Annotated in this window: 25 protein-coding genes; 9 read left to right on the top strand and 16 right to left on the bottom strand. The window is 68.4% G+C overall.

Annotated elements, in window-relative coordinates:
* The first annotated feature begins 228 nt into the window (after positions 1-228).
* The 6 genes from HNR20_RS23170 to HNR20_RS23195 all read left to right on the top strand — a co-directional run bounded on the left by HNR20_RS23170 (position 229) and on the right by HNR20_RS23195 (position 7881).
* Entirely contained in the window at positions 229-1722 is a 1494-nt protein-coding gene (locus tag HNR20_RS23170) for a sugar ABC transporter ATP-binding protein (protein WP_311736880.1), read from the top strand.
* A gap of 114 nt (positions 1723-1836) precedes the next feature.
* Positions 1837-2811 carry an ABC transporter permease gene (locus HNR20_RS23175; protein WP_184183461.1) on the top strand — a complete coding sequence of 325 codons (975 nt, stop codon included), beginning with the start codon at positions 1837-1839 and terminating at the stop codon, positions 2809-2811.
* Positions 2812-2813: 2 nt separating this feature from the next.
* Positions 2814-3797: an ABC transporter permease gene (locus HNR20_RS23180; protein ID WP_184183464.1), complete on the top strand. Its 984-nt coding sequence runs from the start codon at positions 2814-2816 to the stop codon at positions 3795-3797.
* A 12-nt stretch (positions 3798-3809) separates the two neighbouring features.
* A complete protein-coding gene (locus tag HNR20_RS23185) occupies positions 3810-4991 on the top strand; it encodes a substrate-binding domain-containing protein (protein WP_229687367.1) in 1182 nt (393 codons plus the stop codon).
* 6 nt (positions 4992-4997) lie between these two features.
* Positions 4998-5849: a sugar phosphate isomerase/epimerase family protein gene (locus tag HNR20_RS23190; RefSeq protein ID WP_184183467.1), complete on the top strand. Its 852-nt coding sequence runs from the start codon at positions 4998-5000 to the stop codon at positions 5847-5849.
* Positions 5850-6312: 463 nt separating this feature from the next.
* Positions 6313-7881 carry a pectate lyase family protein gene (locus tag HNR20_RS23195; RefSeq protein ID WP_184183470.1) on the top strand — a complete coding sequence of 523 codons (1569 nt, stop codon included), beginning with the start codon at positions 6313-6315 and terminating at the stop codon, positions 7879-7881.
* Between the two features lie 61 nt (positions 7882-7942).
* Here HNR20_RS23195 and HNR20_RS23200 read toward each other — a convergent pair whose 3' ends face one another.
* The 9 genes from HNR20_RS23200 to HNR20_RS23240 all read right to left on the bottom strand — a co-directional run bounded on the left by HNR20_RS23200 (position 7943) and on the right by HNR20_RS23240 (position 16537).
* Entirely contained in the window at positions 7943-9253 is a 1311-nt protein-coding gene (locus HNR20_RS23200; RefSeq protein WP_184183472.1) for a radical SAM protein, read from the bottom strand.
* 62 nt (positions 9254-9315) lie between these two features.
* Complete coding sequence (gene sodN / locus HNR20_RS23205; protein WP_184183475.1) at positions 9316-9720, bottom strand: superoxide dismutase, Ni; 405 nt, start codon at positions 9718-9720, stop codon at positions 9316-9318.
* A gap of 155 nt (positions 9721-9875) precedes the next feature.
* Positions 9876-10559 carry an HAD family hydrolase gene (locus HNR20_RS23210; protein WP_184183478.1) on the bottom strand — a complete coding sequence of 228 codons (684 nt, stop codon included), beginning with the start codon at positions 10557-10559 and terminating at the stop codon, positions 9876-9878.
* A 63-nt stretch (positions 10560-10622) separates the two neighbouring features.
* On the bottom strand, positions 10623-11429 hold the full coding sequence (locus tag HNR20_RS23215) for an inositol monophosphatase family protein (RefSeq protein WP_184183481.1): 807 nt from the start codon (positions 11427-11429) through the stop codon (positions 10623-10625).
* Positions 11430-11501: 72 nt separating this feature from the next.
* Positions 11502-12929 carry a hypothetical protein gene (locus HNR20_RS23220; protein ID WP_184183484.1) on the bottom strand — a complete coding sequence of 476 codons (1428 nt, stop codon included), beginning with the start codon at positions 12927-12929 and terminating at the stop codon, positions 11502-11504.
* Between the two features lie 182 nt (positions 12930-13111).
* Positions 13112-13561 (bottom strand): iron chaperone, encoded by a 450-nt coding sequence (locus HNR20_RS23225; RefSeq protein WP_184183487.1) that lies wholly within the window; start codon positions 13559-13561, stop codon positions 13112-13114.
* Between the two features lie 129 nt (positions 13562-13690).
* Entirely contained in the window at positions 13691-14467 is a 777-nt protein-coding gene (locus HNR20_RS23230; RefSeq protein ID WP_260322351.1) for an NADPH-dependent F420 reductase, read from the bottom strand.
* Positions 14464-15495, bottom strand: a complete 1032-nt coding sequence (locus tag HNR20_RS23235) for an LLM class flavin-dependent oxidoreductase (RefSeq protein ID WP_184183493.1) — start codon at positions 15493-15495, stop codon at positions 14464-14466. Before HNR20_RS23235 ends, HNR20_RS23230 begins: the two co-directional genes overlap by 4 nt.
* Complete coding sequence (locus tag HNR20_RS23240) at positions 15488-16537, bottom strand: LLM class flavin-dependent oxidoreductase (RefSeq protein WP_184183496.1); 1050 nt, start codon at positions 16535-16537, stop codon at positions 15488-15490. The genes HNR20_RS23235 and HNR20_RS23240 overlap by 8 nt, the downstream gene beginning before the upstream one ends.
* 108 nt (positions 16538-16645) lie before the next feature.
* Between HNR20_RS23240 and HNR20_RS23245 the strand changes: the two genes are divergently transcribed.
* Positions 16646-17137: a MarR family winged helix-turn-helix transcriptional regulator gene (locus HNR20_RS23245; RefSeq protein ID WP_184183499.1), complete on the top strand. Its 492-nt coding sequence runs from the start codon at positions 16646-16648 to the stop codon at positions 17135-17137.
* 18 nt (positions 17138-17155) lie between these two features.
* On the opposite strand, the gene HNR20_RS23250 is transcribed toward HNR20_RS23245, so the two are convergent.
* Together HNR20_RS23250 and HNR20_RS23255 are read right to left on the bottom strand one after the other, a co-directional pair.
* Complete coding sequence (locus tag HNR20_RS23250) at positions 17156-19588, bottom strand: DUF4132 domain-containing protein (RefSeq protein WP_184183502.1); 2433 nt, start codon at positions 19586-19588, stop codon at positions 17156-17158.
* Position 19589: 1 nt separating this feature from the next.
* Positions 19590-19982 carry a hypothetical protein gene (locus tag HNR20_RS23255; RefSeq protein ID WP_184183505.1) on the bottom strand — a complete coding sequence of 131 codons (393 nt, stop codon included), beginning with the start codon at positions 19980-19982 and terminating at the stop codon, positions 19590-19592.
* Between the two features lie 217 nt (positions 19983-20199).
* On the opposite strand from HNR20_RS23255, the gene HNR20_RS23260 reads away from it, so the two are divergent.
* On the top strand, positions 20200-20583 hold the full coding sequence (locus HNR20_RS23260) for a hypothetical protein (protein WP_184183508.1): 384 nt from the start codon (positions 20200-20202) through the stop codon (positions 20581-20583).
* A gap of 74 nt (positions 20584-20657) precedes the next feature.
* On the opposite strand, the gene HNR20_RS23265 is transcribed toward HNR20_RS23260, so the two are convergent.
* The 5 genes from HNR20_RS23265 to HNR20_RS23285 all read right to left on the bottom strand — a co-directional run bounded on the left by HNR20_RS23265 (position 20658) and on the right by HNR20_RS23285 (position 25241).
* Positions 20658-21146, bottom strand: a complete 489-nt coding sequence (locus HNR20_RS23265) for a nitroreductase/quinone reductase family protein (protein WP_184183521.1) — start codon at positions 21144-21146, stop codon at positions 20658-20660.
* Between the two features lie 135 nt (positions 21147-21281).
* Positions 21282-22046: a hypothetical protein gene (locus HNR20_RS23270; RefSeq protein ID WP_184183524.1), complete on the bottom strand. Its 765-nt coding sequence runs from the start codon at positions 22044-22046 to the stop codon at positions 21282-21284.
* Positions 22047-22223: 177 nt separating this feature from the next.
* Positions 22224-22565: an ArsR/SmtB family transcription factor gene (locus HNR20_RS23275; RefSeq protein WP_184183527.1), complete on the bottom strand. Its 342-nt coding sequence runs from the start codon at positions 22563-22565 to the stop codon at positions 22224-22226.
* 224 nt (positions 22566-22789) lie between these two features.
* Positions 22790-23983 carry an endo-1,4-beta-xylanase gene (locus tag HNR20_RS23280; RefSeq protein WP_184183530.1) on the bottom strand — a complete coding sequence of 398 codons (1194 nt, stop codon included), beginning with the start codon at positions 23981-23983 and terminating at the stop codon, positions 22790-22792.
* A 427-nt stretch (positions 23984-24410) separates the two neighbouring features.
* Positions 24411-25241, bottom strand: coding sequence for a PIG-L family deacetylase (locus HNR20_RS23285; protein ID WP_184183533.1), 831 nt, complete (start codon positions 25239-25241; stop codon positions 24411-24413).
* 223 nt (positions 25242-25464) lie between these two features.
* Between HNR20_RS23285 and HNR20_RS23290 the strand changes: the two genes are divergently transcribed.
* Positions 25465-26340 carry an alpha/beta fold hydrolase gene (locus tag HNR20_RS23290; RefSeq protein ID WP_229687366.1) on the top strand — a complete coding sequence of 292 codons (876 nt, stop codon included), beginning with the start codon at positions 25465-25467 and terminating at the stop codon, positions 26338-26340.
* Positions 26341-26345 lie beyond the last annotated feature (5 nt).

Genomic DNA, 26345 nt, shown 5'->3' on the forward strand with positions numbered 1-26345 from the left:
CCTGGCAGTTGGCCTGGATCGAGGATTGCGGACCCGAATCCAAACATCTATCTTCATACGTGTGATGTTTCGCCGATGTCAAGAGGATGTTTTCGACGCGCGAACGTAAGTCGCCGCCGTTCCTACGAAAGTTTGATGTCCAGCGCCGCGAAGTCACCGTAGTGTGGCATTGAATCTTGTCGATAATTACTGTCTGTGAGGGCTTTCGGGATGTCAGACTCGCGGCCGGTGCCGCTACTCACCCTTCGGGGCATCGGTAAGTCCTTCCTCGGGGTACGCGTTCTCGACGGTGTCGATCTCGATGTCGCGCCGGGTGAGGTCCACGCGGTTGTCGGTGAGAACGGCGCCGGGAAGTCGACTCTCATGAAGATCGTCTCGGGCGGGTACGCCCCGGACGAGGGCACCGTCGAGTTCGCCGGTGAGCCGCGCGTGTTCCGGGGCCCACGCGACGCGCAGCGGGCCGGCGTCGGCATCATCCACCAGGAGTTCAACCTGCTCCCGGAGCGCACCGTCGCGGAGAACGTCTACCTGGGACACGAGCCGGTCCGTCGCGGTCTGGTCGACCGTCGGGGAATGCTCGATCGCACGCGGCGACTGCTCGACTCGATCGGGGAGACCACGTTGCCGGCCGACGCCCGGGTGGGGCAGCTCGGCGTCGCTCAGCAGCAGGTCGTCGAGATCGCCAAGGCTCTCGCCCTGGACGCGCGGCTGCTCATCATGGACGAGCCGACCGCCGCGTTGGCCGACCACGAGGTCGAGCTGCTCTACGGGTTGGTGCGCCGACTCCAGGAGCGGGGCATCGGCCTGCTGTACGTCTCACATCGGCTCACGGAGGTCTTCGACCTGTCGAGCCGGATCACGGTCCTCAAGGACGGCCGCCGGGTCACCACCGTCGACACCGCGGACACCGCCGGCGACGAGCTGGTGCGGCACATGGTCGGCCGGGCGCTGTCCAGCTACTACCCGGACCGGGCCCGCCCCGACGACCTCGGCCCGGTGCGGCTCACCGTCCGCGACGCGGGAAACCGGAAGCTGCGTGGCGTGGGCCTCCAGTTGCGCGCCGGCGAGGTGCTCGGCGTCGGCGGCCTGCAGGGCTCCGGGCGCTCGGCGCTGGCCCGCGCGCTCTTCGGGGTGTCTCCGTTCACCACCGGCGACGTCACGCTCGACGGCAAGCCGGTCCGCCTGCGCTCGCCCCGCACCGCGATGCGGGCCGGCATCGCCTACGTCACGGAGGACCGCAAGGGTGAGGGGATCGTCGGTCGGCAGTCGGTCCTCGACAACGCGCTGCTCGCCAGCCGGGCCGTCTTCGCGGCACGGTCCGGCCGTGCCGACCGCACCGCTCGGGTACGCGAGGTGCTCGCCGCCGTGGAAGTCCGCGCCGCAGGGGACGACCAGGAGATCCGCTTTCTGTCGGGCGGAAACCAGCAGAAGGTCGTACTGGCCCGATGGCTCGCACTCAACCCGCGGATCCTGCTCTTCGACGAGCCGACCCGAGGCATCGACGTGGGCGCGAAGTCAGCCATCCACGACCTCGTCCGCCGCCTCGCCCGTGACGGCGCGGCCGTGTTGATGATCTCGTCTGACCTACCGGAGCTGTTGGGGATGAGCGACCGGATCATCGTCCTGCGCGAGGGCCGCATCGCGGGCGAGTTGCCCGCCGGCGCGACCGAGGAGGACGTCGTCGCGCTGGCGGTCGGGACCGTGCGGGAGGCGGTTCAGTGAGCGTGAGGAGTGAGCCGATTTTGCGAGCCCCGCAATCGCGAACGGAGATGGCTCAGTGAGCGTGAGGAGTGAGCCGATTTTGCGAGCCCCGCAATCGCGAATGGAGATGGCTCAGTGAGCGCCCTGTCGCTGCTGCCGGCCCGTCGACCCGTACCGGGTGTGTTCGTGGCCCTGACCCTCACTCTGGCGATCGGCTGGCTGGTTGTCCTCCTGGACGGCGGCCAGCTCTTCAACCAATCCACGACGGTGAGCCTCCTGCACGTCGCGGCGGGCCTCGGGCTCGTCGCCGTCGGCCAGACCCTGGTCATCCTGGGCGGCTCGCTCGACCTCTCCGTGGCGTACGTGATCAGCCTGAGCACTCTCGTCGCGGCCGAGACGATGAACGGCAGCGACGGCGCGCTGCTGCCGGCGATCGGCCTGGCGCTCGCGGTCAGCGCCGGCGTCGGGTTGCTCAACGGGCTCCTCGTCACCAAGCTCCGGGTCAACGCGTTCATCGCGACCCTCGGCGTCGGGTTGTTGCTCAAGGGGTACCTCGACAACGGCTACGACGGCCCGGCCGGCACCACCGCACCCACGCTCGTGCAGTCTCTCGGCTACCAGCGGATCGGCCCGGTGCCGCTGTCGTTCCTGCTGCTGGTCGCCGTGACCGCGGCGGCCTGGTTCGCGCTCTCGAAGACCCGCTTCGGCCATCACCTGGTCGCCGTCGGCGGGGATCCGGAGGTGGCCCGGCTCTCCGGCGTCCGTAACGACCGGATCCTCGTCACCGCCCACGTGCTGTGCTCGATGTGTGCCGGGCTCGCCGGTATCTACCTCGCCAGTCGGCTCGGCTCGGGCGCGCCCCGGGTGGGCACCGAGGGCCTCTACGACCTGGAGTCGATCGCGGCGGTGGTCATCGGTGGGACCGCCCTCGCCGGTGGGCGCGGCGGCGTCATCGGCACGGTCGGGGGAGTGCTGCTGCTCGCCAGCATCGATGCGATCTTCAACCAGCTTGAGGTCGACGCCTTCTTCAAGCAGGTGATCCGAGGCGCGATCATCATCGCCGCGGTCGCCGTGTACGCCCGTAGGGCCATGCGAAAGGCGGCTGCCTAGCCATGCAGACCGTTCAGCGTCGTACGCTGCCGCTGCGTCTCCCGCGGGTGCGCCCCGGTGGTGTCCTGCCGATCCTCGCCATTCTCGCGGTGCTGTTGGTGCTCGTCGGCATCCGGCAGCCCGACTTCCTCGCCCCGCCGTCGCTGATGTCGTTCCTCGGTCGTTCGGCGCCGATCATCCTGCTCGCCGCCGGCCAGTACTTCGTGATCGTCTCCGGCGAGTTCGACCTCTCGGTCGGGTCCCTGGTCACCGCGCAGGTGGTCGTCGCGGCCCGGCTGATCGACAGCGACCCGACGCGTACCTGGCCGGTGGTGCTGCTCCTGCTCGTCTTCGGAGCACTCGTCGGGCTGGTCAACGGCCTGATCACGACACGCCTGCGGGTGCCGTCGTTCATCACCACCCTCGGCATGTTCCTGATCCTCGTCGGCGCGGTCTACCTGTGGTCCGACGGTGCCCCGAAGGGTGGGCTCAGCGAGGAGTTCCGGCGGTTCGGCCGGCGGGCCTTCGAGGACGTGCCGCTGCTCGGTCGCGTGCCGTACGCGCTGTTGGTCCTTCTGGTTCTGGCGGCGGTGGCCGTGCTGCTGATGCGGTCCGACTTCGGCCGGACGCTGGTCGCCGTCGGCGACAATCCGCGCACCGCCGAGTTGAGCGGGGTACGCGTCTGGCGTACCCGGACGATCGCCTTCATCCTCAGCGGGCTCGCGGCGGCGGCCGCGGCGATCCTCCTGGGCGGCTACAGCGGAGTGTCGTTCCAGGCCGGCGCCGGCCTGGAATTCGGCGCGATCACCGCGGTCGTCCTCGGTGGCGTCGCGCTGGGCGGCGGTCGCGGCTCGGTCGTCGGCGCGATGCTCGGGGCGCTGACCCTCGAACTGCTCTTCGCTCTCATGAATTTCTACGGCGTCTCCGGCGCCCTCAGGTCGACCGTCCAAGGCGCGATCATCCTGCTCGCCGTGGCGGTCTCGGCAACCCGTTCTTCGTCGAGATAAAGGGGAACCCTAGTGCGACGTTCCATGGCGGCGCTGGCCGCAGTCACCCTGCTCTCCCTCACGGCCTGTGCCACCGACGAGCCGTCCGCGAGCCCTTCGGGCAGTGCGCCCGCCGCCGGGTCCGGCACCGGGGACCAGTCGAAGTTCTTTGTGCAGGCCGACTATGACGCCGAGCTCTCACTGCTCACCGCGACCCCGACCGGGCCCGCCGACAAGCCGTGGGAGCAGGTGCTCAACCCGAAGATGGTCGACACCGCCAAGTTCAAGAAGAAGGGCCCGTACAAGATCTGCTTCTCGAACGCCGCGTTGAACAACCCCTGGCGGCAGGTCGGGTTCAAGACCATGCAGGCCGAGGTGGAGGCGCAGAAGAGTCGCATCAAGGAGTTCGTGCACGTCGACGCCGAAGGCAAGGACCAGAAGCAGATCGCGGACATCAACGACCTGCTCGGCAAGAGCTGTGACGCGCTCATCGTCTCGCCGAACACCACCGCCACGCTCACGCCGGCCGTCGAGGCGGCCTGCCAGGCCGGGCTGCCGGTCATCGTCTTCGACCGCGGCGTCAACACCAAGTGCCCGGTGACGTTCATCAACCCCATCGGCGGTTACGGGTTCGGTCACGTCGGCGCAGAGTTCGTCAGCCAGAAGATGAAGCCCGGCGGGAAGGTCCTCGCCCTGCGCATCCTGCCCGGCGTCGACGTGCTGGAAACCCGCTGGTCGGCGGCGAAGGTGGCGTTCGACAAGGCGAAGGTCGACGTCGTGGGCGTCGAGTTCACCGACGGCGATCCGGCCAAGACCAAGAAGATCGTCGACGACTACATCCAGCGGTACGGCACGATCGACGGAATCTGGATGGACGCCGGAGCGGTGGCCGTCGCGGCGGTCGAGGCCTTTCAGGACGCGGGCAAGCCCGTTCCGCCAATGAATGGCGAGGACCAACTCGACTTCCTCAAGATCTGGAAGGACAAGAACCTCACCGCGATCGCGCCGACCTACCCGACCTACCAGTGGCGTACGCCGATCATCGCGGCGCTGCGGATCCTCGACGGCGAGCAGGTGTCCAGCCCGTGGAAGCTGCCACAGCCGACCGTCACCCAGGACAACCTGGACCGGTACCTCGATCCGAGCATGCCGCCGCTGCACTACGCGATGTGCGGCTGCACCGACCTGCCCGGTTATCCGCAGCGCTGGAAGTAGGTCGCGGTGTACGCCATCGGCGTCAATCCCTGGGTGTGGGCCTCGCCAGTCGACGACAAGGCCCTGGCCGAGTTGGTCCCGCGGATCGCCTCGTTCGGCTTCGACGCGGTCGAACTGCCGATCGAGCAGCCCGGTGACTGGGACCCGGTCCGTACCCGGGACCTGCTGGCCGAACATGGCCTCGTCGCTGCCGGTGTCTGTGCGGTCACCCCGCCCGGGCGGGACCTGGTGAACGCCGCACCGGCCGTCGTGGAGTCGACCGTCGCGTACCTCAGGGGGTGCGTGGCGGTCGCGGCGGCCGTCGGCGCGCCGTGCGTCGGCGGTCCCGTGTACGCCTCGGTCGGTCGCACCTGGCGGATGTCGCCGATGGCTCGCGCGGCCTGCTACGCGGAGTTTCGGCGAGCCCTGGCGCCGGTGGCCGACCAGGCGGGCGAGTGCGGCGTGAGCATCGGCGTCGAGGCCTTGAACCGCTACGAGACGAGCGTCGTCAACACGATCGAGCAGACGGTCGAGCTGATCGACGGTCTGCCTCCGAACGTGGGCATCATGATCGACACCTATCACATGAACATCGAGGAGGCCGATCCCTACGCGGCCCTCTCCGTCGCTGGCCAGCACATCAAGCACGTCCAGGTCAGCGGCACCAACCGGGGCGCGCCCGGTGCGGACCACTTCGACTGGCCCCGCTTCTTCACCTCCCTGCGGGACACCGGCTATCAGGGTGCGATCTGCATCGAGTCGTTCACGGCGGAGAACGAGACCATCGCCACCGCCGCGGCGATCTGGCGTCCGTTGGCACCCTCTCAGGACCGTCTCGCCACGGACGGCCTGCGCTATCTCCGGCAGATCCTCGGGTGACCGCCGCCGCTCATCCCCGCCCGTTCCGGGACCGACGTGCGCAGACGGTGAGCGACGGCGCGGGCGTGCAGAACGGTGGCGCGAACCAGCGGTGGCAGGTACGGAGCTGACCTGAGAGTTGGACACAGACAGGTCCGGGCTGGGGTGACACGCCTCAGCCCGGACCTGTGTCCTGGGCACTGCAACAAACCTGCAAGCGCGAACCCTTGCCTACAGGGAAACCGCTTTCCTACCATTGCGTTACATCGATGTTTCATTCCTGAGCTGGGCGATCGCATTTCACCCAGTGCCACCAGTGGGCGGCGATGGCGCGACGCCTCTCCGCGTTCACCTGGGCGGCAGGGATGTCGAGGTCAATCCGGCAATTGATAGACGCCAATTCTTAAGAGATCGCGAGGTGCCGGCCGATCGCGACGGCCGCGCTCGCCTCGGCGACGACCAGACGAATGCGAAGTGAGGCGAGATGAGACGACCAGTCGCATTGCGACTTCAGGCAGCACTGGCCACGGCCGCCGTCGGCATCGCGATCGGGGTGACCCTGCCGACCCCCCAGGCGTCGGCGGCGGTCGGCAGCGCGACCGGCTATGCCACGCAGAACGGCGGGACCACCGGCGGCGCGGGCGGTCAGACGGTACGGGCCACCACGGGGACCGCGATCCACGCGGCGCTGTGTGGTCGGGCCAGCAGCAGCACCCCGATCACCATCGAGGTCATCGGAACGATCAACCACGGCAACACCACCAAGGTGTCAGGTTCGAGCTGCAACACCGCGGCGGGCGTGATCGAGCTCAAGCAGATCAGCAACGTCACCATCATCGGAGTCGGCAGTGGAGCCGTCTTCGATCAGCTCGGCATCCACATCCGTGACTCCAGCAACATCATCATCCAGAACGTGACCGTCCGAAACGTCAAGAAGTCGGGCTCACCCACCTCCAACGGCGGGGACGCCATCGGCATGGAGAGCACGGTCCGCAACGTCTGGGTCGATCACGTCACCCTGGAGGCCTCGGGCGGAGAGTCGGAGGGGTACGACGGCCTCTTCGACATGAAGGACAACACCCAGTACGTCACCCTGTCCTACAGCATCCTGCGCAACTCCGGTCGCGGTGGCCTCGTCGGGTCCAGCGAGAGCGACCTCTCGAACGGCTTCATCACGTACCACCACAACCTCTACGAGAACATCGACTCCCGGACGCCGTTGCTGCGTGGCGGCACCGCGCACATTTACAACAACCACTACGTGAGCCTCCACGAGTCCGGCATCAACTCCCGAGCCGGGGCCAGAGCCAAGGTGGAGAACAACTACTTCCGCGACTCCAAGGACGTCCTGGGCACCTTCTACACCGACGAGCGCGGCTACTGGCAGGTGAGCGGCAACGTCTTCGACAACGTGACCTGGTCCAGCGCCGGCAGCGAGAACTACCCCGCCGGTCCCAACCCGACGTCGAACACCACCATCAGCATCCCGTACTCGTACCGCCTCGACGGGGCGAGCTGCGTGCCGGACGTCGTTCGTCAGACGGTGGGTGCCAACACGGGTCTGCGGGTGTCGGACGGCAGTTGTTCGCCGCAGACCCCGCCGCCGACCACGCCTGCGCCGACCACCCCGCCACCCACCACGCCGCCGCCGACCACCCCGCCACCCACCACGCCGCCGCCGAGCAGTGGGACGAACCTCAGCCTCGGTGCCGGTGCCGACGGCTCCAGCAAGGCCAGCGGGACAAGCTACGGCAACGTGCGGGACGGCAACATCAGCACCTACTGGTCGCCGGCCGGATCAACCGGCTCCATTTCGATCAAGTGGGGCTCGGCCACCGGGGTCTCCCGGGTGATCATTCGCGAGCCGTCGGGAACCCAGGGCTCCATCGGGTCGTGGCAGCTCATCAACCACGACACCGGGGCCGTCCTGGCCTCCGGCAGCGGCGCCGGGTCCATCAGTTTCTCCGCGACGTCGCTCAGCAAGATCACCTTCAAGATCAACAGCTCGAGCGGTGCGCCGCGGGTCGGCGAGTTCGAGACGTACGCCAGCTAGCAGGCGGCGCGGGCGGAAGCGACGGACACTGTCGCTTCCGCCCGCGATGCGTGAGCACCCGTCACGAATGCGCGGCGGGCAGGGTGTCCATGAAGGAGCTGACCGAGAACACGGCTCGGCCGGCCCCGGCCGGGCCGTACCCGGGTGGGCTGGACAGGCCGTGAGCCTCCATCGTCGCGCGATAGACCTCGAGCAGACGGACGTGGTATTCGAGCGGTGCTCCTTCCGGGTTGGCCCGGCCGAGCGGCGTGGTGGGCTCCGGGCACCAGGTGGTGAATCGCGGCATGATCCCTCGCGACATGAAGTACTCGAGCCCCTCGGCGGTGGAGTCGATCGCCGCACCCACGCTCGTGAAGCCATCCGGGGACGCCATCTCGATGCCCGCCACGAAGTTCGGGATCACGTTGCGTGGGCCGAACACCTCGGCGGAATCGAGGATGCGGCGGTGCCATTCCTCCCGGCCCACGTACCGTTCCTTGCCGGGGCAGTACAACTCGAACAGCCGCTTGTCCCACACCTCGTAGTTGGGGTGGTAGATGCGGATCCCGTAGTCGTGGAATCGTTGCACGTCGGCTCGGGGCAGCGCCTGGGCGACGACCTTGCCGATCCACCGCCCGGGAAACCGCTCCTCGATGGCCTGAGCGTACCGACCGTAGAAATCCGCCTCGGCCAACCCGTTGACCTGCGAGGTGATGCTGCCACCGGTCAGCGTGTATGCCTGCGAGGCACGCTCGGTGTCGTGCCGGTCGATGATCTCCAGCGCTTCCAGCACCTCGTCGACGGGCTTGACCCCGGTGTAGGGGCGGCCAGCCTGCTTGTGCTGCCGCCAGTTGTGGTTGATGTCGCAGTACTGGCACTCCTCCTTCGCGCCGAAGTACTGGCAGACGCGGAACGCCGTGAGATAGATGAGGTAGCCCCACTGGATCGTCGGAGCGACCTCCATCACCGACTTGCCGTTGGCGAGCGTGTGCCGGTAGTAGGCCGGCATGGGAGGTAGTCCGACGTCGGCGATCGGCCGTCCGTCCAGGAACAGGCGCAGCCGACCGTCGCCGTCGGATCCGACGCGGTACGGCGAGCTGGGGTTGGTGCGGACCGAGACCACGGTACGACGCAGGTCGTACGGCCCGCCGGTGAGCACGATCTCCTCCGGTGGCCGCCGCAGCGCGGCCGTCCCCAGCTCCGGCAGCGTCCGGTGATCGAAGGAGAAGATGAAGTACGACTTCGGCTTGACGTTTCCGTTCTCGTTGTCGGTCAGGGCCGCGTCGTCGAAGGCGAGTCCGCCGCGCAGCAGATCCTCCTTGATGACCGCCTCTCGCGGCACCTCAGGGAAGCGGCCCATCAACTCTTCGATGAGGTCGGTACGCGACGCCATCGCAGTCCTCCTTCACGCGGGGTGCCGGACCGGGTGGCCAGCGCCACCCGGTTTCGGTCGGATCAGCTCTGCTTGGTCTCCCAGAAGATCTTCGAGATCTCCTCGATCTTCGCAAGGAGTTGCTCCGCGACCGCCGGGTCCGCCGCGCCCTTCGCACCGCCGGCTCCAGCGAGCTTGGTGGCCTCGTTGAAGAGGCCGTGCAGGTGGGGGTACTTCTCGAAGTGCGGTGCCTTGAAGTAGTCGGTCCACAGGACCCAGAGGTGGTGCTTGACCAGCTCGGCGCGCTGCTCCTTGATGATCAGCGATCGAGTCCGGAACTCCGGATCGTCGCTGGCCTGGTACTTCTCGGAGATCGCCTTGATCGACTCAGCCTCGATGCGGGCCTGCGCCGGGTCGTACACGCCGCAGGGAAGATCGCAGTGCGCGCTCACGACGACGCGCGGGCGGAGTAGGCGTGGCAGGTACATCCGAATCCTTCCGACAACGGTGATGGTTGGCGAACTTCCGGCCGGGCAGCTCCGCCGTCCGTCCGCCTCCCGAGCCGTAACTTGATCTACAACGGCACGCTAGAACCTGAACCGCGCTTCATGTCAAGAGTGGGCCGTTGGCCGGCGGCGCCGACTCACCTCACCGCGGGACCGCTCACGCGCAGCGCCAGCCTGGCCAGGAGCGCGCCCAGGGAGAGGTCTGCGGCGCTGGGCAACACCAGGTCCGCAGCCGTGAAGCGGGCGTGGTCCGCGTGTGGGTTCGGCACGGCAACGCAGCGGAGCCCAGCGGCGAGTGCCGCCGCCACGCCATGCGCGGTGTCCTCGAACGCGACCGCCTGATCCGCAGGCAGCCCGAGCCGTTCGAGTGCCAGCAGGTAGACCGCCGGATCGGGCTTGTGCGCGTGCACCTCCTCGCCGGTCGCCAGCACGTCGAACCGCGCCCGCAGCCCTGCCTGGTCCAGCAGGGCACCCACGTGTGCGAGCGGGGAACTGCTCGCCACGGCGAGCCGCAGCCCCAGCTCTGCGGCCTGGTCCAGCCATTCGACGATGCCGGGCGCGGGCTTCAGCGCCGCATTCAGCTCTGCTCGGTACGCCATCCGCAGCGCGTGGCTGGACGTGCGGTCGTAACCCGACCCGACTGCCGCTTCGAGCGCCGTGTACCGAGCCGCGTTCGCGTCCCCGCCATGGTCGGCGAAGAAGCCCTTCGGGTCGAGCCGCAGGCCATGCCGCCGCCACTCCCAACGCCAACTCTCCAGCAGGGTGGTCTCCGTGTCCATCAGCAGACCGTCGAAGTCGAGGATCAGGGCTTTCGTCGTCACAGCGGCCAGTATCCCGGTCCTGCTCACCGGGCCCACCAGCCGGCCGGCGCGGTCGCTCGGGCCTCAGTCCCTCCCCGGGCGCTGATTCTGAATGAGAGTCAACAGGGCGGCATGTGTCCGCTCGTCCGCGGCGACGAGGAGACCGTTCCCGCCGGCGTGAACCGGCTGACCGTCGATCCCGGTGACCACGCAACCGGCCGCCTGACAGAGGGCGATCCCGGCCGCGAAGTGGACGCTGTCGCCCAGGTGGTGCCCGTCCGTGACATAGGCGGCGCGGCGACCGGCAGCGACCCAACCCACGGCCAGGGTGGTGGAGACGACGCGCGGGCGGAACTGTTCGATGAAGCCTTCGTCGGCGAGCATCCGGGCCGCCCGGAAGACGTGCTTGTTGGGAAATGGCGGGTCGAGATTGACGTCGACCAGACTCGACTCGGCCGACGGGGTGAGCCGCTCGTCGAGGCCACCACGGCGCACGAACGCGGCGATGCCGTCGGTCCAGAACACCTCGTCGGTGAAGGGGTCAGCGGAGGCGGCCACCGTGACTCCCGCCCCTGATCGCAGAGCGACGTTGACCGAGGCCAGCATGTTGCCCACGGCATAGTTCAACGTCCCGCACAACGGGTCGACTAACCACGTACGTCCGTTTCCGCCGGTGCCGGTGCGTCCGCTCTCCTCCGCCAACACGACGTCGTGCGGACGCTCCGCGCGCAGGACAGCGAGGATCGCCTTCTCCGCCTCGACGTCGGCGGTGGTGGCGAAGTCGCCCGCGGTCTTCATGAAGCGTGTCAGCGACGATCCGTAATGGGAACGGACGACTGTGGCTCCGGCTTCCGCCGCCTCGATGGCCAGCGCGTGATCGGTGATCGACATGCGGTAAGTATCGCGGGCCGGACCGCGGTGACCGCCGCCCGCTCGGTCGGGCGGGCGGCGGTCACGAACGCATCAGCAGTCGCAGTCGGGCGGCACGATGTAGAAGAAGACGCTCGTGGTGCCCGCCTGGTACGTGGCGTTGCCGGCCCAGGAGAACTCGTACTGGAATTGCGGGTAGGTGCTGGCATCCATCGTCGGCGGCGAGTCGCGGTAGGAGAAGGTGCCGTCCGTGGCGGTGGTCACCTGAGGAAGGGTGACCGAGGAGCCGTCCGGGCCGATCCGCTGCACGGTCAGTCGCAGCCGCGCGCCGATCGACTCGGCGTTGACATCCGTGACCTTGCCCTCGACGACCGCCTGCTGCCCGTTGAGGAGGGTGCGGTCGGGCGAGGTGGCGTCGATGACGGACGGCTGCTTCTGCACGGTGCCGGTGATCGTGCCGGTGGCTCTGCGGTGGGTGGAGTTGCCTCCCCAGGTCACGGTGTAGGCGACCTGCCCGGTCCTGCTCACGGTGTCGTCGAAGCCGAAGCCACAGGAGGCGTCGGTGGTCACGTCCGGCAATCGCTTCGCCGCGCCGCCGTTGATCCGCCGGCTCACCTGGACCACGGTCGGCCCCTGGCATGCGCCGACGTCGTAGGTCACGGCGCCGGTGACCTGGAACGTCATTCCGATGTACGCCGGGTCCGCCACCTGCCCGGCGATGTGCGAGTCCGGGGACGACACGCTGATCTCGTGGCTGGCGGACGGGGCCGCGTACACCTCATTGCCGTGCCAGCTGACGGTGTAGACGTACCGGCCGCCCTGAACAGGGGTGTCGAGGACGGTGAAGGCGCCACGGCTGTCGGTGGTGACGTTTGCCAGCTGCTCGATGGCGCCGTCGAGGCGGTTGTTCCAGATGGTCCGGGTCACCGCCAGGGTCTCTGACTGCGCGGGCGCCTCATCGTCGAGGCCCAGCGTGCCGGCGAGCGACAGTTGCCTGCCGTCCCTGCCGCTTGTCGGGCCGTCGAGGGTGAGCGACGCGGCGCGCCCCGCGACCGGAACGGTCACCGAGGCAGTGCTGCCCTCATAGTTCTCGGTCCCATACCAGTAGGCGTCGTAGCGGAGGTGGCCACTCAGCGGGGGAGTGTCCGTGAGGGTGAAGGTGCCGTCGGCTGTGGTGGTGGTGGAGAGCGTGGTCCAGGTCCCGTCCGGGACGACGCGGTTGACCAGTAGCTGTTGCACCCCTGGATCGGCGCCGTCGGCCAGGGTGAGCCGGCCGGTGATGCTGATCGGGTCGAGCGCGGTCGCGGAGGCAGGTGCGGTCAGCGAGATGGCCGACGTGGAGAGCGTCGGATCGGCCAGGCTGACTGCGGCCGAGCCTGGCCCGGCCACGCCGGCCGCGGCGGAGGCCGGCCCGGCCACGCCGACTGCGGCGGCGGCAACCAGGGTCACCGCGGCGGTCGTGCCGGCGATCCGGCGCGGCAGTGCGGCGCGGATCTGTGCGAAAGACGATCTGTGCAGCATGAGCGCTCCCAGTCTGGGCAACACGTCGTCACCCGAACGGGATCATGGCTGGCCCCTCCGACGGGAATCCACCCAGCTACGTCTATCGGCCCGGCATCTTCACATATTGATAAATGTGACGCCGCCGGCCGGCCTGCGGACCTTGCGGTGCTGCTCGGGCCCAACCGCTGGCGACAGTCAGGTCAGGACACCGCGGCCTTCACCAGCTCGATGACCTTCTTCTCCACCGCCGGGCTCCACTTCTGCAGCGCGTACGCCACCGGCCAGAGGTCTCCGTCGTCGAGGTTGGCCGTGTCCTGGAAGCCCAGCGTCGAGTACCGGTAGTTGAACTTGCCGGAGTCCTGGAAGAACACGACGATCTTGCCGTCCGCGTTCGCGTAGGCGGGCATGCCGTACCAGGTCTTCGGCGAGAGATCCGGGGCGGCGGCGGTCACCGCCACGTGGACGCGCTCCGCGAGCGCACGATCCTCCGGCTCCATCTGCGCGATCCGGTCGAGGATCGCTTGCAGTCCGTCGGCCTTCTTGGCACCCTTCTTGCCCTCGGCGCGCAGCTCGGAGGCGCGCTCCTTCATCGCGGCCCGCTCCTCCGGGCTGAAACCGTCGGACGTGGTCGTGGTGGTCTTCGCGGACATTCTCGGGCTCCCTCTCGTCGTCCAGGTGCGGCGTGATGCCGGCGACCTGGGAAAAGGCTAGGCCGGGACGACGCCCGCGGGCTTCTCGATTCCTGATCGGTCCGTCTCGGGACGGCGGCGTCTCCCGACCTAAGCCGCCTCGTTCGACGTCGAGGCTCGGGCAGCGGCGATGGTCCGTCCACGCTCCGACTCGGGGAAGCGGTCGATCATGGCACGCACCTCGTCGGCGCTCACGTCGGCGCCGAACAACTCGCTGCCCGGCTCGAGCCGTACGCCCTCGGCGAGGGGACCGGCGACGACCGGATCGAAGCCCAGTGCGTCCACGAGACCCGCGACCGTGGTGAGATCAGTGGCGCTGTCGGCGGCGATCGCGATGGCCTTGCGGCCAGGTGTTCCCGCTGGGCGGGCCTCGTCCTCAAGATCGTGGTAGCCCATGTGGTTGAACGCCTTGACGACACGGGACCCGGACAGGAACGCCTGGACGGTCTCGCTCGACGAGGTACGCGGGTTGGTGAGGTCGTCGCGAATGCCGTCGATCTCCCACCAGTAGTTCATGGCATCGACGACAAGCTTGCCGTGCAGTGCGTCAGCGGGAACGCTGCGGTACTTGCCCAGCGGAAGGGCGAGGATGACGATGTCCGCACCGGCCACCGCGTCAACCGCCGTGGTGGCTGCCGCCCCGGGCGCGAGCACCTCGACGGTGAGGGCGATCTTCGCCGGGTCGCCGGAGCCGGCGACCAGCACCCGGTAGCCGGCGGCGACGGCGAGCCGGGCGAGCACCGTACCCACCTTGCCGGCCCCGAGGATACCGAGGGTCTGGGGCCGGCTCCGGTCGTTGTCGTTCATGTCGTCCTTTCGGTACGTCGTGCGTCGGTGAGACTTCGTGCGTCCGTGAGCGCCGGTCAGCTGGCCAGGATGTCGCGGACCATGGGGATCACCCTGGAGCCGTACAGTTCCACGGCCCGCATCCGGGCGCTCACCGGCTGCGCGCCAGCCGAGTAGATGAGGTCGAACCGCCCGACGCCCAGGCTGCGGATCGCGCGCGCCATCCGGCGGGCCACGGTCTCCGGCGAGCCGATGTAGAGGGATCCTCCCTCCACCTCGGAGTCGAACTCCTGGCGGCGGATCGGTGGCCAACCCCGCAGCGCGCCGATCCGGTTTCGCATGACGCGGTAGTGCGGCCAGTAGATCTCCTTCGCCTCCTCGTCGGTGTCGGCGATGAAGCCTGGCGAGTGCATACCGACCGGGTGTGCGGTCGTACCGAGCTGATCGGCCGCCCGGCGGTACAGGTCGATGTAGGGCGCGAAGCGCTCGGGGGCGCCGCCGATGATGGCGAGCATGAGCGGAAGCCCGTACTGGGCGGTGCGCACGACCGACTGCGGTGAGCCGCCCACACCGACCCAGGTGCTCAGGTGGCCCGACTCGGTCTTCGGGAAGACGTCGGCGTTCTCCAGCGGGGCGCGCAGGGTGCCGCTCCAGGTGACCGGCTTCTCGTCGAGGAGCTTGACGAACAGCTCGATCTTCTCTTCGAACAGCGTGTCGTAGTCGCGCAGGTCGTAGCCGAAGAGGGGAAAGGACTCGGTGAACGATCCGCGACCGAGGATGACCTCGGCCCGGCCGTGCGACAGCGCGTCGACCGTGGCGAACCGCTGGAACACCCGGACCGGATCGTCCGAACTCAGCACGGTCACCCCGGACGCCAACCGGATCCGCTTCGTACGGGTGGCGATCCCCGCGAGCACCGTCTCCGGTGTCGACACCGAGTACTCCGGCCGATGGTGCTCGCCTAGGGCGATGACGTCGACGCCGAGTTCGTCGGCGAGCACCGCCTCGTCGACGACCTGTCGGATCGCCGCAGCGTGGGACACGAGCTTGCCGGCGTCGTCCTCCGGTACGTCGCCGAACGTGTCGAGGCCGAACAAGAGGTCAGACATTGGTGGGCTCCTTCGCCAGCAGCTCCCGGACCCGCGGCGCGACCTCACTGCCGAGCAGTTGGATGGTGCGTGCGCGTGCCTCGCGGGGCAGGTGCATGATGTCGTACTTCAGGTCGAAGCGGCTCAGCCGCAGGTCACGGGCGACCGTGGCGATCTTCTGCGCCACCGTCTCGGGTGATCCGACGAAGAGCGCGCCGTGGTCGATTTCAGCCTCGTAGCGCGCGCGGTCCGGTTTGTAGAAGCCGCGTTCCTCGGCGAGCGCCGCCACGACCGGCTGCCAGTATCGCCACCACGTCTCCACCGCCTCCTCGTCGGTGTCTGCGACAAGGCCGAGTGAGTGCTGCCCGATTGGCTGCAGGGTATGCCCGAATTGTTCGAGCGCCTTGGTGTAGAGGTCGACGTGGCCGGCGAAGCGCTGGGGACGCCCACCGATGATCGCGAGCATCAGCGGAAGTCCGTGCCGGGCGGCGCGGATGACCGAGTTCGGGCTCCCTCCGACGCCGATCCACGTCGGAATGCCGCCGGGCCGCATCCGCGGATGGAGGCGCTGCCCAATCAGGGGGCTTCGTACGGTGCCGGACCAGGTGACGGGTTCGTCCCGCTGAAGCCGCAGGAAGAGGTCCAGCTTCTCCTCGAACAACCGCTCGTAGTCGGCCAGGTCGTAGCCGAACAGCGGGAACGACTCGGTCGCCGATGCGCGTCCGAGAACCATCTGGGCGCGACCGTTGGACACGGCGTCGAGGGTGGCGAACTCGTGGAAGAGGCGTACCGGATCGTTCGTGCTGAGCACCGTGACCGAGGTGCCGAGGCGGATCCGCTCGGTCGCGGTCGCCGCCGCCGCGAGCAACACGGGTGTGGCCGAGTCGTTGTGGCCCTCTCGGTAGTGCTCACCGAGGCTGAACACGTCGAGCCCGACCGACTCGGCGAGTCGTGCCTCGTCCACGAGGAGCCGTACGGTCTCGGCGTCGCTCAGGACCCGGTCGCCGTCGGTGGCCACCTCCCCGAACGAGTTGAGCCCCAGTTCGAAACCTGCGGCTGTCATCCTGTCCTCCTCGGTGCTCCGGCCGGTGACCCCGCGGGAGCGGACCTACCGGTTGACGTGTCAATGATGCTAACTTGGCGATTGACACGTCAATTCCAGGAGAGTGAGATGACGGACGCCACACCCGGCCGGCGGGGAGGACGCCAACTCCCGACCGCGGAGGAGCTGCGGATCTGGCGGGACTTCATCGAGACGACGGCGGCGTTGGGCTCCCGGCTCGAGTCCCGCCTACAGAGCGACTCCTCGCTCTCGACGGGGGACTACGCCGTCCTGCTCGCTCTGAGCGAGGCGGAGGGTCAGGCGATGCGTTCCTCCGCACTCGCGTCGCACATCGGATGGGAGCGAAGTCGGCTCTCCCACCACCTGGGGCGGATGGAGCGGCGTGGCCTCATCCGTCGGCAGGAGTGCGCGACTGTGCCCCGGGGGGCGGAGGTGCTGCTCACAGCGGCCGGAGCCGAGGCGTTCCGGGGAGCCACGTTTCCGCACCTGCGCGCCATTCGCGAACTCTTCGTCGACGCCCTGACGCCGGATCAGGTCCTCGTGGCGGGCGAGATCGCAGCGGCGCTCAGAGTGCACCTCGACGCCCTGCGCGAGAAATGATCTCCAGGCGCCCGTCAGTCATCGGCTGAGCTGTCGGAGCACCGTGGTGTCGGTGATCGTGTCGTCGGCAGCGAGCATCATCGCCTTGGACAGAATCGTCGACAGCATGGGGTCGTCGTCGAACGGCAGGTGAAGCCGGCCGGTGCGGTCGCGCGCAGGGACGATGCACAGGTAGGAATCGTCGGGCTCCATCATGACGTTGCCGGACCCGAGGTGGATCCGATAGGTGCGGACGTTCCCGCGGACGTGCAGGTACCGGTCGAAGAGGTCCACCCGATCGGCGATGTTCGTACGCGGTAGCAGCCGAGCCAGCGCGTCACGACGTACCTCCGCCGACGGGGTCAGTGCGGCGGTCACGGTGCTGTGCCAGTAGGTATGCAGCCGGTCCTCGCCGCGGTCGGCCCACTGCGGGTCAGTGGCGATCGACGTGACGCCGACGAACAGGTCCACGTCACGCATGGCCTCGGTGAAGACCAGTGGCGGCACGTCGACGACCGAAGCCTCTTGCCAGGTCGCCCCGTCGCGGCGGGCGAAACGCACCTGGTCGGTGGAGCAGTATTCGACGTCGTAGCTGTGCGGATCCGGGTTGTCGACCAGTTGGTGATGGAACGACGCGCGCCACGCGCCGCCGCCGAAGAGCTTGGTGGCTTCGCTGTCGTAACCGCCGTCCCAGGTGCCGAGGTATCCGGCCTGCCAGCCCCGGGCGCGCATGAGGGCGTTCGCCTGCCGGTAGCGCAGGATGTGCGCGGCGAACCGGTTGGAGTAGACGTGCGTCCCCTCCTCGGCGGGCGTAACCAGGTAGACCTCGCGGAAGGCCTGCTTGAACGGCTGCGCCAGACCAGCGGCAACCACGTGCTCACGCCAGGCGAGCACCTCGCTAGTCGACGACCGGGCGGGATGCCACAGCCGGACCCGGTCGCCGGAGATCACCTGGCCGTCCAGGCCGGCGATCATCCACCCGTCGCCGTCCCGTCGGGGCAGGCCCGCCGTCCACGTCTGCCCGTCGGTGCTGGTCTCCCACAACAGCCGCCGCCCGTAGGCCCCGGTGATCGGGTGTGCGAGCAATCGGGACGACCATTCCGGGTACGACCAGGTGCGCTCCTCGGACAGCAGACCTTCCACCCGCTGGCGCTCGGCGGCCAGGGTCACGCCAACACGTTTGACGAGGTCACGTAACTGCTTCAGGTCCTCGCCGTACGCCTGTTTGACCTGAGCCGGGATGCCCTTGAGCGGAACACCGTCACGAGCGAAGGTCAGGTGTGCCTTCTCGCCCAGGACGTCGACCGTCGCCTCGTACGGCCCGACCGGTCTGCACAGTCGCCCGTCGAGGCCGAGCCCGTGGTCGTCGATGGCGAGTTCCATCACCTCGCTGAGCGACCACCCCCGCAACGCGCCGATGCGGGTCAGCGCGGTCTGGATCCGGTTCTGCAGCGCCTTGTTCCTGACCGTCACGGCCAACCTCGCCAGTGTGCGTACCGGCACCTCGCCTTCCCGACTCGCGAGCAGTTGCACGGCCGCGACAGCCGTCCGCTGGGCATGGGGAGAGCCGGACGACTGCCGTGGTGCCGCCACCGCGGCGGCGGTGACCCGCGCCAACAAGTCGGTCGCCGGCTCGTCAGGCTGTCGTGACAGCGCCCAGACCAGGCCTCGGACGAGGCGGTCCGAGTCGTCATGCAGGGGCCGCCCGTAGGCGGCGAATGCTTCGAGGGCCGACCGCACGACCTGGGCACCGCCCGGCGTGGTGGCGAGCAACTCGTCGAGGCGCCGCTGCCATTTCGCCGGCGCTGCCGGCTTCTCCAGAGCCGCGCAGTGCGCCAACACCTCCGGCACGCCCGGTGCGGCGAGGACGGCACTCATCTCGGCGCGGACGAGCGGCCCGAACCCGTCTCCATCGTGGAGCAGCCACGACGGCACGCGACGGCCGGTGGCGCGATCGAGGGCGTCGCCGATCAGCCTGACAGCGCGTCGTCGCGGCTCCGCCTCGACGAAGTAGTCGCTGACCAGCTCGTTGATGAGGGCGTCGAGGACCGGCACCAGGTCGGCCAGCTCAGCGGGAGCCAGGCGCGCGGCGATCGCGGCCGGCAGCTCCAGGTACGCGCCGTTGTCGTAGGACTCGTCCCACGCGGCAACCTCCAAGCACCACACGAGGTCTGCCCGCGTCCAGGGCAGGTCTCCGTCAGCCAGACTCCGCACCACATCGTTCAGCGCGGTCGGAGTCCAACTTGTCGAGGACTCCAGGTGCATGGCCAGCGCAGCGCTGCGGCGCTCTTCGACCGGCCACGACTCGACCGCGCCCCAGACCGGCACGTTGGTTATCGAGTGTCGCCAGTGGTAGGTGTTCGCGCTGTGGAGAACGGCCCTGATCCGAGCATCAGCCTCGGCGAGACCGATCTCCACCTGTCGTCGGTCCTCATCGCTCAGGGTGGGGAGGAGCTTCTTCCAATTGCCCATGTCAGCCACCGACCAACGGGACGAGCCGCACGAAGGCCACATCCGGGTCGGCGAGCAGGTCGATCTCCTCGTCGAGGTCCTCGATCTGGCGGTTGCCAACCAGCAGCAGGAAACCGTTGCGAGCAAAGGCCGCGCAGGCGGAATCTGCCTGCTGCTCCCAGTCGAGACGCCTGCCCCGGGCGACCCGGTAGCCGTTCAACGTGGCCTCCGTGTCGGTCGGCTGCACCAGCCCTCGGAAGTGCTCGGGTCGGTGGGCGTTGAACCGGGCGACCTCCTCGCGCACCCGCAGACGGACCAACTCCCGGGCCGAGATGCGCTCTGGCAACCCGGTCAACGGCCAATGGTCGATGGCTTTCCCGGTCGCTGTCTCGTCCCGCACGATCGCCATGGCCATGCCGCCGAACTCCTTGCCTTGAGGTGTGGCGCATCATGGCACGAGCCTGCGACGAACTGCTCTGACCTGCGGTTTTGTCGGATCCGAGCAGTGGCTTTCTCGGGCTGCGAGTGGTACGACTGGAACATCGACCCATCGGCAGGTGCGGTGGTCAGTAGGAGGTACGGTCCGTGCGTCTCACCAGCACCAGATCCCCGGATCGGCCGGCGAGACCGTCGTGACGGGCCCGGAGAGCACCGAGGAGAAGGCGGCCGCCTACAACCGCGGTCTCGACGCGGGCCGAATCGAGCAGCGTCTGCAGGGGCACGATGAGCATCTGCGGAAGATCAACGGTTCGATCGACGCGATGACGCGGGCGCTACAGTCCCTCACCGACGAGCTACGGTCCGACGCTGCTCTGTTCAGCGCCGATGTGACCTCGGACCGACGGGACAACGTCGAGCGGGACAGGATCGCGGCCGCTCGAGTGGAGGAGGCGGGTATCGCCGAGTCCCAGCGGACGGTCCGATGGACGGCGTGGCAGCGCTGGTTCGCGGTCGTCGGCGCGATCATTTTGGTGGTCAACTTCGGCCTCGGCCTGTACGTCGCGTTCAGCCGCTGACTCCACCGGCTCTCGCCACCAGGAACGCCTGATCGTCGCGCTCGGTGCCCCGAGCCCGCCGCACCAGGCGGCACTCATTGCACCGTTGGGGCACCGCCCGGTCTGGGCTCCAGCACCACCACCGCGGTTTCGGACGGCCTTCGCGCCGCGTTGCCGTCGAGGTTCGTGTCGACCTCGCGCCAGCGCGCCCACAGTCGCACCCGCTCTTCGTCGGTGGCGGCGCGACCGCGTACCAACCGCGGACCGCCGACCATTTCGACGGAAGCATCCGGATGCGCCTGCAGGTTGAGCCACCACGCGGGCTCAGCCTCACCCCACCCGTTCATTGCCAGCGAGAACAGATTCGGACCATCCTCGAGGTACCCCAGGATGACGCTGCGCTGCTGACCGGAGCGGCGGCCGGTGGTGGTCAGCCGCAGCGTCCCCCAGCCGTTCGTACGCGGTCGCCACAGGCCGATCCGGCCGCCTCCGGCCCGGTACAGACCTCGATGCACGGACCAGGCCAGACGGATGAACCAACGCGGTGGTAGCCACGGCGTCTTCTCCCCATGACCGTCTGACATGCTGGCCTCCTACCCGGACTGATAACTCAGTCTCCCGGGCTGAGCGCAGCCGGCGTCCTGCTGTCGTTGATCTGACCGAGGCCCGGGCCGTTCGACCGACCTCCGTGCACCGGAACAAGGTGGCAGGGGTTGTGACTACCGCTGCCAGGCGTCGAGGGTCTTCACCCCGTCGCGGACAACCCGGTCCAGGATGGCGGCATTGCCGCTGGTGCCCTCCCACCCCTGATCATCGAAGACCGTCACCGCGTTGTCGACGCGTGCCACCGCGATCTGACTGGTGGCGTTGTTGCCGGTGCGTTCCCCGTTCAAGCTCGTCTCGAGCCACGTCCGGGTCAGCAGCAACGCCTCGTCGCCGACACCGGGCAGGGCCTGGGACTTGACGGTGCCGGGGCTCCCCGAGTGGTCGTAGGAGGGGCATGCTTGGACCGCGGTGCGGAGACGTCCCATGTACGCCGAGGCACCGTCGCCGTCGAAGGTGAAGATGGTTTGGTGGATCATCCCCTGCGGCGTATTGCCGTCGGAGTCGCCGGCCTTCTTGTAGGTGACGGTCATCGCGGCGCTCGCGGTCACCTGTCGGCCTCCCGTGCCGAACTCGTTGGCACACAGCTTCGGCAGGGCCTCCTCGACCGGCGTCGTCCGTCGAGGAGACTTCCGCAGCTCGGACGGCAACTCGACGAACGCCGACGTCGGGATCGTCGCCTGGGTGCTCGCGCTCGGCGATGGTGGTGCGGTCGGGTCCACCGCTGCCGCCGCGGACGTCGGCGCCGCGGTCGGCGAGGCCGAGTCGGACGGGTCCGAAGTAGCGGTGCAGGCAGTGGCGACAGCGATGGCGCCCACCAGCGGGACCAGCGCAAGCAGGTTTCGCATACGGGCGGGCGGTAGCGGTGCGTATTGGCTCATGATCACCCCTCGTCGATATTCGAGAGGTTCCCTGTGGTGAGCTGTCCCAAACGACCACGCGCAGCCGCCGGACGCCGACCGGACCCGCGGGGATCGAGGCCCCGCCCGCGACCGGCGCGTCGAGCCGTCACCATTCGTCCGGACGAGCCGCGGCGCGTTGGCTGCTGCTGCGCAGGGTCAGCGGGCCTTCTTCGTCGCCCGCTTTCGGGGCGGCGTCAACAGATCAGCGATCTGCGCGATCGCGGCCGGCACCAGGCGGTAGTACGCCCAGACCCCCCGCTTGTCGCGTTCGAGTAGGCCCGCCTCGGTGAGAATTCGAAGGTGATGACTCACTGTCGGCTGGGAGAGATTGAGCGCCCCGGTGAGGTCACTTACGGACGCCTCACCTTCCGGCGCGGACTGGATCAGGCTGAGTAGTCGCAGTCGAGCTGGGTCGGCGAATGCCTTCAGCACCCCCGCAAGTCGCTCAGCATCGGCCCGCTTGATTGGATCGCCGGTGAGCGGCGAGATCGCAGGCATGGCAGTTTTCGCAGTTCCCACGCCCACTATCGTTACACCAACACCATCGATAAGCCGGTAGAACCGGCACCAATACTCCAATGGCGTCCGTATGGCTGGCCGGAACGACCGAACGTGAGCAATTCTTCGACGTCCGTGGTGGCGGACAGGCCGTGTGGGGCTTCGGAAAGCCCCACACGGCCTCACGGCTGTATCCGCGCCGCCGGATCAGCCGAGCCCACAGGTCAGCGACGGGGTTTGGGGGTGACCCGCGGCAGGACGTACGGCGGTCCGGCGAAGATCAGGTCAGACTTCAGCTCGTGGTACGCCCGCTTGGGCTGGTAGTTCTCGTCGTAGATCGTGGCCAGGCCCTCGAGCGGGTCGTCGAACCAGCCCGGCACCCAGGAGTGGTTGTCGCTGAATCCCCAGACCGTGTACGACAGGCAGCTGCGTACGGCGAGGCATGCCTTCATCAGCACGCTGAAGTTGGCGGCCGACGCCTGCAACCGGGGGTTGATCTCCTCCGAGTTGCCGGCCTGGACGGCCGCTGTCATCTGGCTCCGGACGTCGACCTCGGTGAACGCGGTGGCGACGCCGAGCCCACTGAACTTCTTCAGCGCGGCGGTCACCTGGAGGGTGTCGTAGTTGCCGTACTGGGTGCCCAGGTGGCCCTGGGAGCCGATGCCGTCGATCGGGACGCCCTGGGCGCGCAGGCCTTTGGTCATCTCGTAGACGAACTGGGTCTTGTCGTCCGCCGGGTTGCCCGAGCCGAACGCCTCAATGTTGTAGTCGTTGTAGAACAGCAGTGCCTTCGGGTCGGCGGCCCGCGCCCAGCGGAACGCGTCGGCGATGTAGCCGGGCCCGAGGTTCTGCGCCCAGAAGCCCTTGTAGTGCAGGGTCGACGGGGTGTCCCACGGGTCACTGACCGCCTCGTTGACCACGTCCCACTGCCAGATCTTGCCCTTGTAGCGATTGACGACGGTGGTGATGTGCTTGCGCAGCAGCTCGCGCAGCTCCTGCTTGCTGATGGACCCGTCGGCGACGCCGCTGGTCAGCCAGCCGGGCAGTTGGTTGTGCCAGACCAGTACGTGGCCGCGCACGCTCTGCCGGTTGCGCTTGGCGAACTCGACCAGTTGGTCGGCCGGGGCCCAGTTGTAGCTGCCGCGGGTGGGCTCCAGGCTCTCCCACTTCATCGCGTTCTCGGCGGTGACCGAGGAGAACTCGGAGGAGGCCAGCGTGCGGTACTGCGGGTCGCTGGCGTCGTTGAGGGCATCAGCGCTCACCGCGGTGCCGACCTGGAGGCCGTGGCGCAGGCCGAGGGCGGCGAGGCTCTGCGCCGTCGGGTCGTACGGCCGGCTCGCGGTGGCCGGCACAGTGTTCAGCGCCGCGACGGTCGCGACGGCGACCACCCCGACGGTCGTCCACTGTCTCAGCTTCATCTGCCTTCCTTTCACATCATCGATAGACGCTAGTCGATCAAGAAGGTGCGGGTCCGGCTGCTGACAGGTGGGAGCGGACTCGGGCGCCCGAGGCGGTCTGCTGGTCTGCGGCGCCGGTAGTTCCGGCCGGAAACCGGAAACTTGCTCGAAACGTTAAGGCCGTCGATGTCGGCCAGTCAATGCTGAAAACTTCCGGAAATTCATCACATGAGCTGCGGAAGCCCTCACCCACCGCCCACGAAACTTTCGAAGGCTGCTGATGTGCTGCCGCCCTCCCGGCCGACCCGATACCGCGGATCGGCTGATCGAGCAGCGCACGTGGGGCTACCTCGAGGCGGCCGATCGGGCGCAGCCCGGCTACGTGACCGCCCTGTACGTAATGGGGTGCGCCGCACTCGGCGCCACTACGGAGACTGATCCGGATCGATCAGCGCAGGCCGGCGAAGAGGTCGTCCTCGGGTGTCGGCGCGCCGGTACGGTCACGAACCCGAACGAAGGTCTCCACACCCATCAACTCGGTGAATCGCTCCCGGCCCAGTTGCAGGAAGAAGATGTTCTCGGTCTGACTCGCATGGGTGGCCAGCGCGTCGAACTTCTGCCCGCCGTAGCTGTTCGTGTCGACCCAGGTGGTGATTTCATCGTCGGGGAGGCCGAGCTCCGGCTCCGGCTCCGCCGTCGCGTCCGGCTCGGCCCACTCCACGCCGAGCTCCTTCATGATCCGGCCGAACTGCTCGAACGCGGTGCGCGGCACCGTGGTCCAGTACACCTTCGCCGGAACGTCCGTCTGCTCGACAGCGGCCATGGTGATCCGATGAGCCTGGATATGGTCCGGGTGGCCGTAGAAACCGTTCTCGTCGTACGTGACGATCACGTCTGGCTGGTACTGCCGGATCAACTCCGCGAGGCGGCCCGCCGCCTCCGCCACCGGCGTCGTCCAGAACGCGCCGGGCTGGTCGTTGGTCGGCCAGCCCATCATCCCGGAGTCCGCGTAACCAAGGGTCTCCAGGTGGCTGACCTTCAACACCGCGCAGCTGGCCTCCAACTCGGCCTGGCGCATGGCCACCACAGCGGCCGGGTCGTGCCCCGGGTCGCCCGGCTTGACTCCACCGGGGCCGTCGCCACACCGCCCGTCGGTGCAGGTCACGAGCACCGTCGTGATCCCCTCCGCGGCATAGCGGGCAAGGACGCCACCGGTGCTCGTCGCCTCGTCGTCGGGGTGTGCGTGCACCGCCATCAAGGTCAGAGGTCGCTCAGCCATGCCATCACCCTACGGTCGTTTGACACCATGAGTCGCGAAGGGCGGGGTAGCGGCCGTGGCCGACGGTTCGCATCCTAGCCAGCTCGGGATCGCGTCGGGCCGATCACGGGCAAACCGCGACCGACCACGCGACGCTCCCTAGATTGGGGCGTAGCCAGCACATCCGAGAGGTCGGGGCGCGAGGAGAAGGTCAATGGCGGGGGCGAAGGCATCGTTCGGTGAGGTGAAACAAATCGACGCCGGGGTCCTGAACATCGGGTACGTCGATGCCGGGCCGGCCGACGGCACCGCCGCGATCCTCCTGCACGGCTGGCCGTACGACATTCACAGCTTCGTCGACGTCGTGCCGCCGCTCACCGCCGCCGGCTACCGGGTCGTGGTGCCGTACCTCCGTGGCTACGGCACGACCCGATTTCTCTCCGACGACACCATGCGCAACGGCGAACCGGCGGCCATGGGCCTCGACCTCATCGCGTTCATGGACGCCCTGAAGATCGATACTGCGAAGCTGGCCGGGTTCGACTGGGGTGCGCGCACGGCCGACGTCGTGGCCGCCCTGTGGCCCGAGCGCTGCCGTGGATTGGTCTCGGTTAGCGGCTACCTGATCGACGGCCAGGCTTCGGGCAAGGTGCCGCTGCCGCCAAAGGCGGAGCTGGCGTGGTGGTACCAGTACTACTTCGCCACCGAACGGGGCCGGGACGGGTACGACAAGAACCGGCGTGACTTCGCCCGGCTGATCTGGCAGACCGCGTCCCCGAAGTGGTCGTTCGACGACGCCACCTTCGACCGCAGTGCCGCCGCGTTCGACAACCCCGACCACGTCGACATCGTGATCCACAACTACCGGTGGCGGCTGGCCCTCGCCTCCGGCGAGTCGCAGTACGACGAGGTGGAGAAGCGCCTGGCCGCGAAGCCGAAGATCACGGTGCCCAGCATCTCCATGGAAGGTGATGCCAACGGCGCGCCGCACCTCGAGCCCAGCGTCTATGGCAAACAGTTCGCCGGGCAGTACGAGCACCGGACCATCGGCGGCGGTGTCGGGCACAACCTGCCCCAGGAGGCGCCCCAGGCATTCGCGGACGCGGTGCTGGAGGTCTGACCCGC

Source organism: Micromonospora parathelypteridis, assembly GCF_014201145.1.
In the GTDB taxonomy this organism is placed as follows: domain Bacteria; phylum Actinomycetota; class Actinomycetes; order Mycobacteriales; family Micromonosporaceae; genus Micromonospora; species Micromonospora parathelypteridis.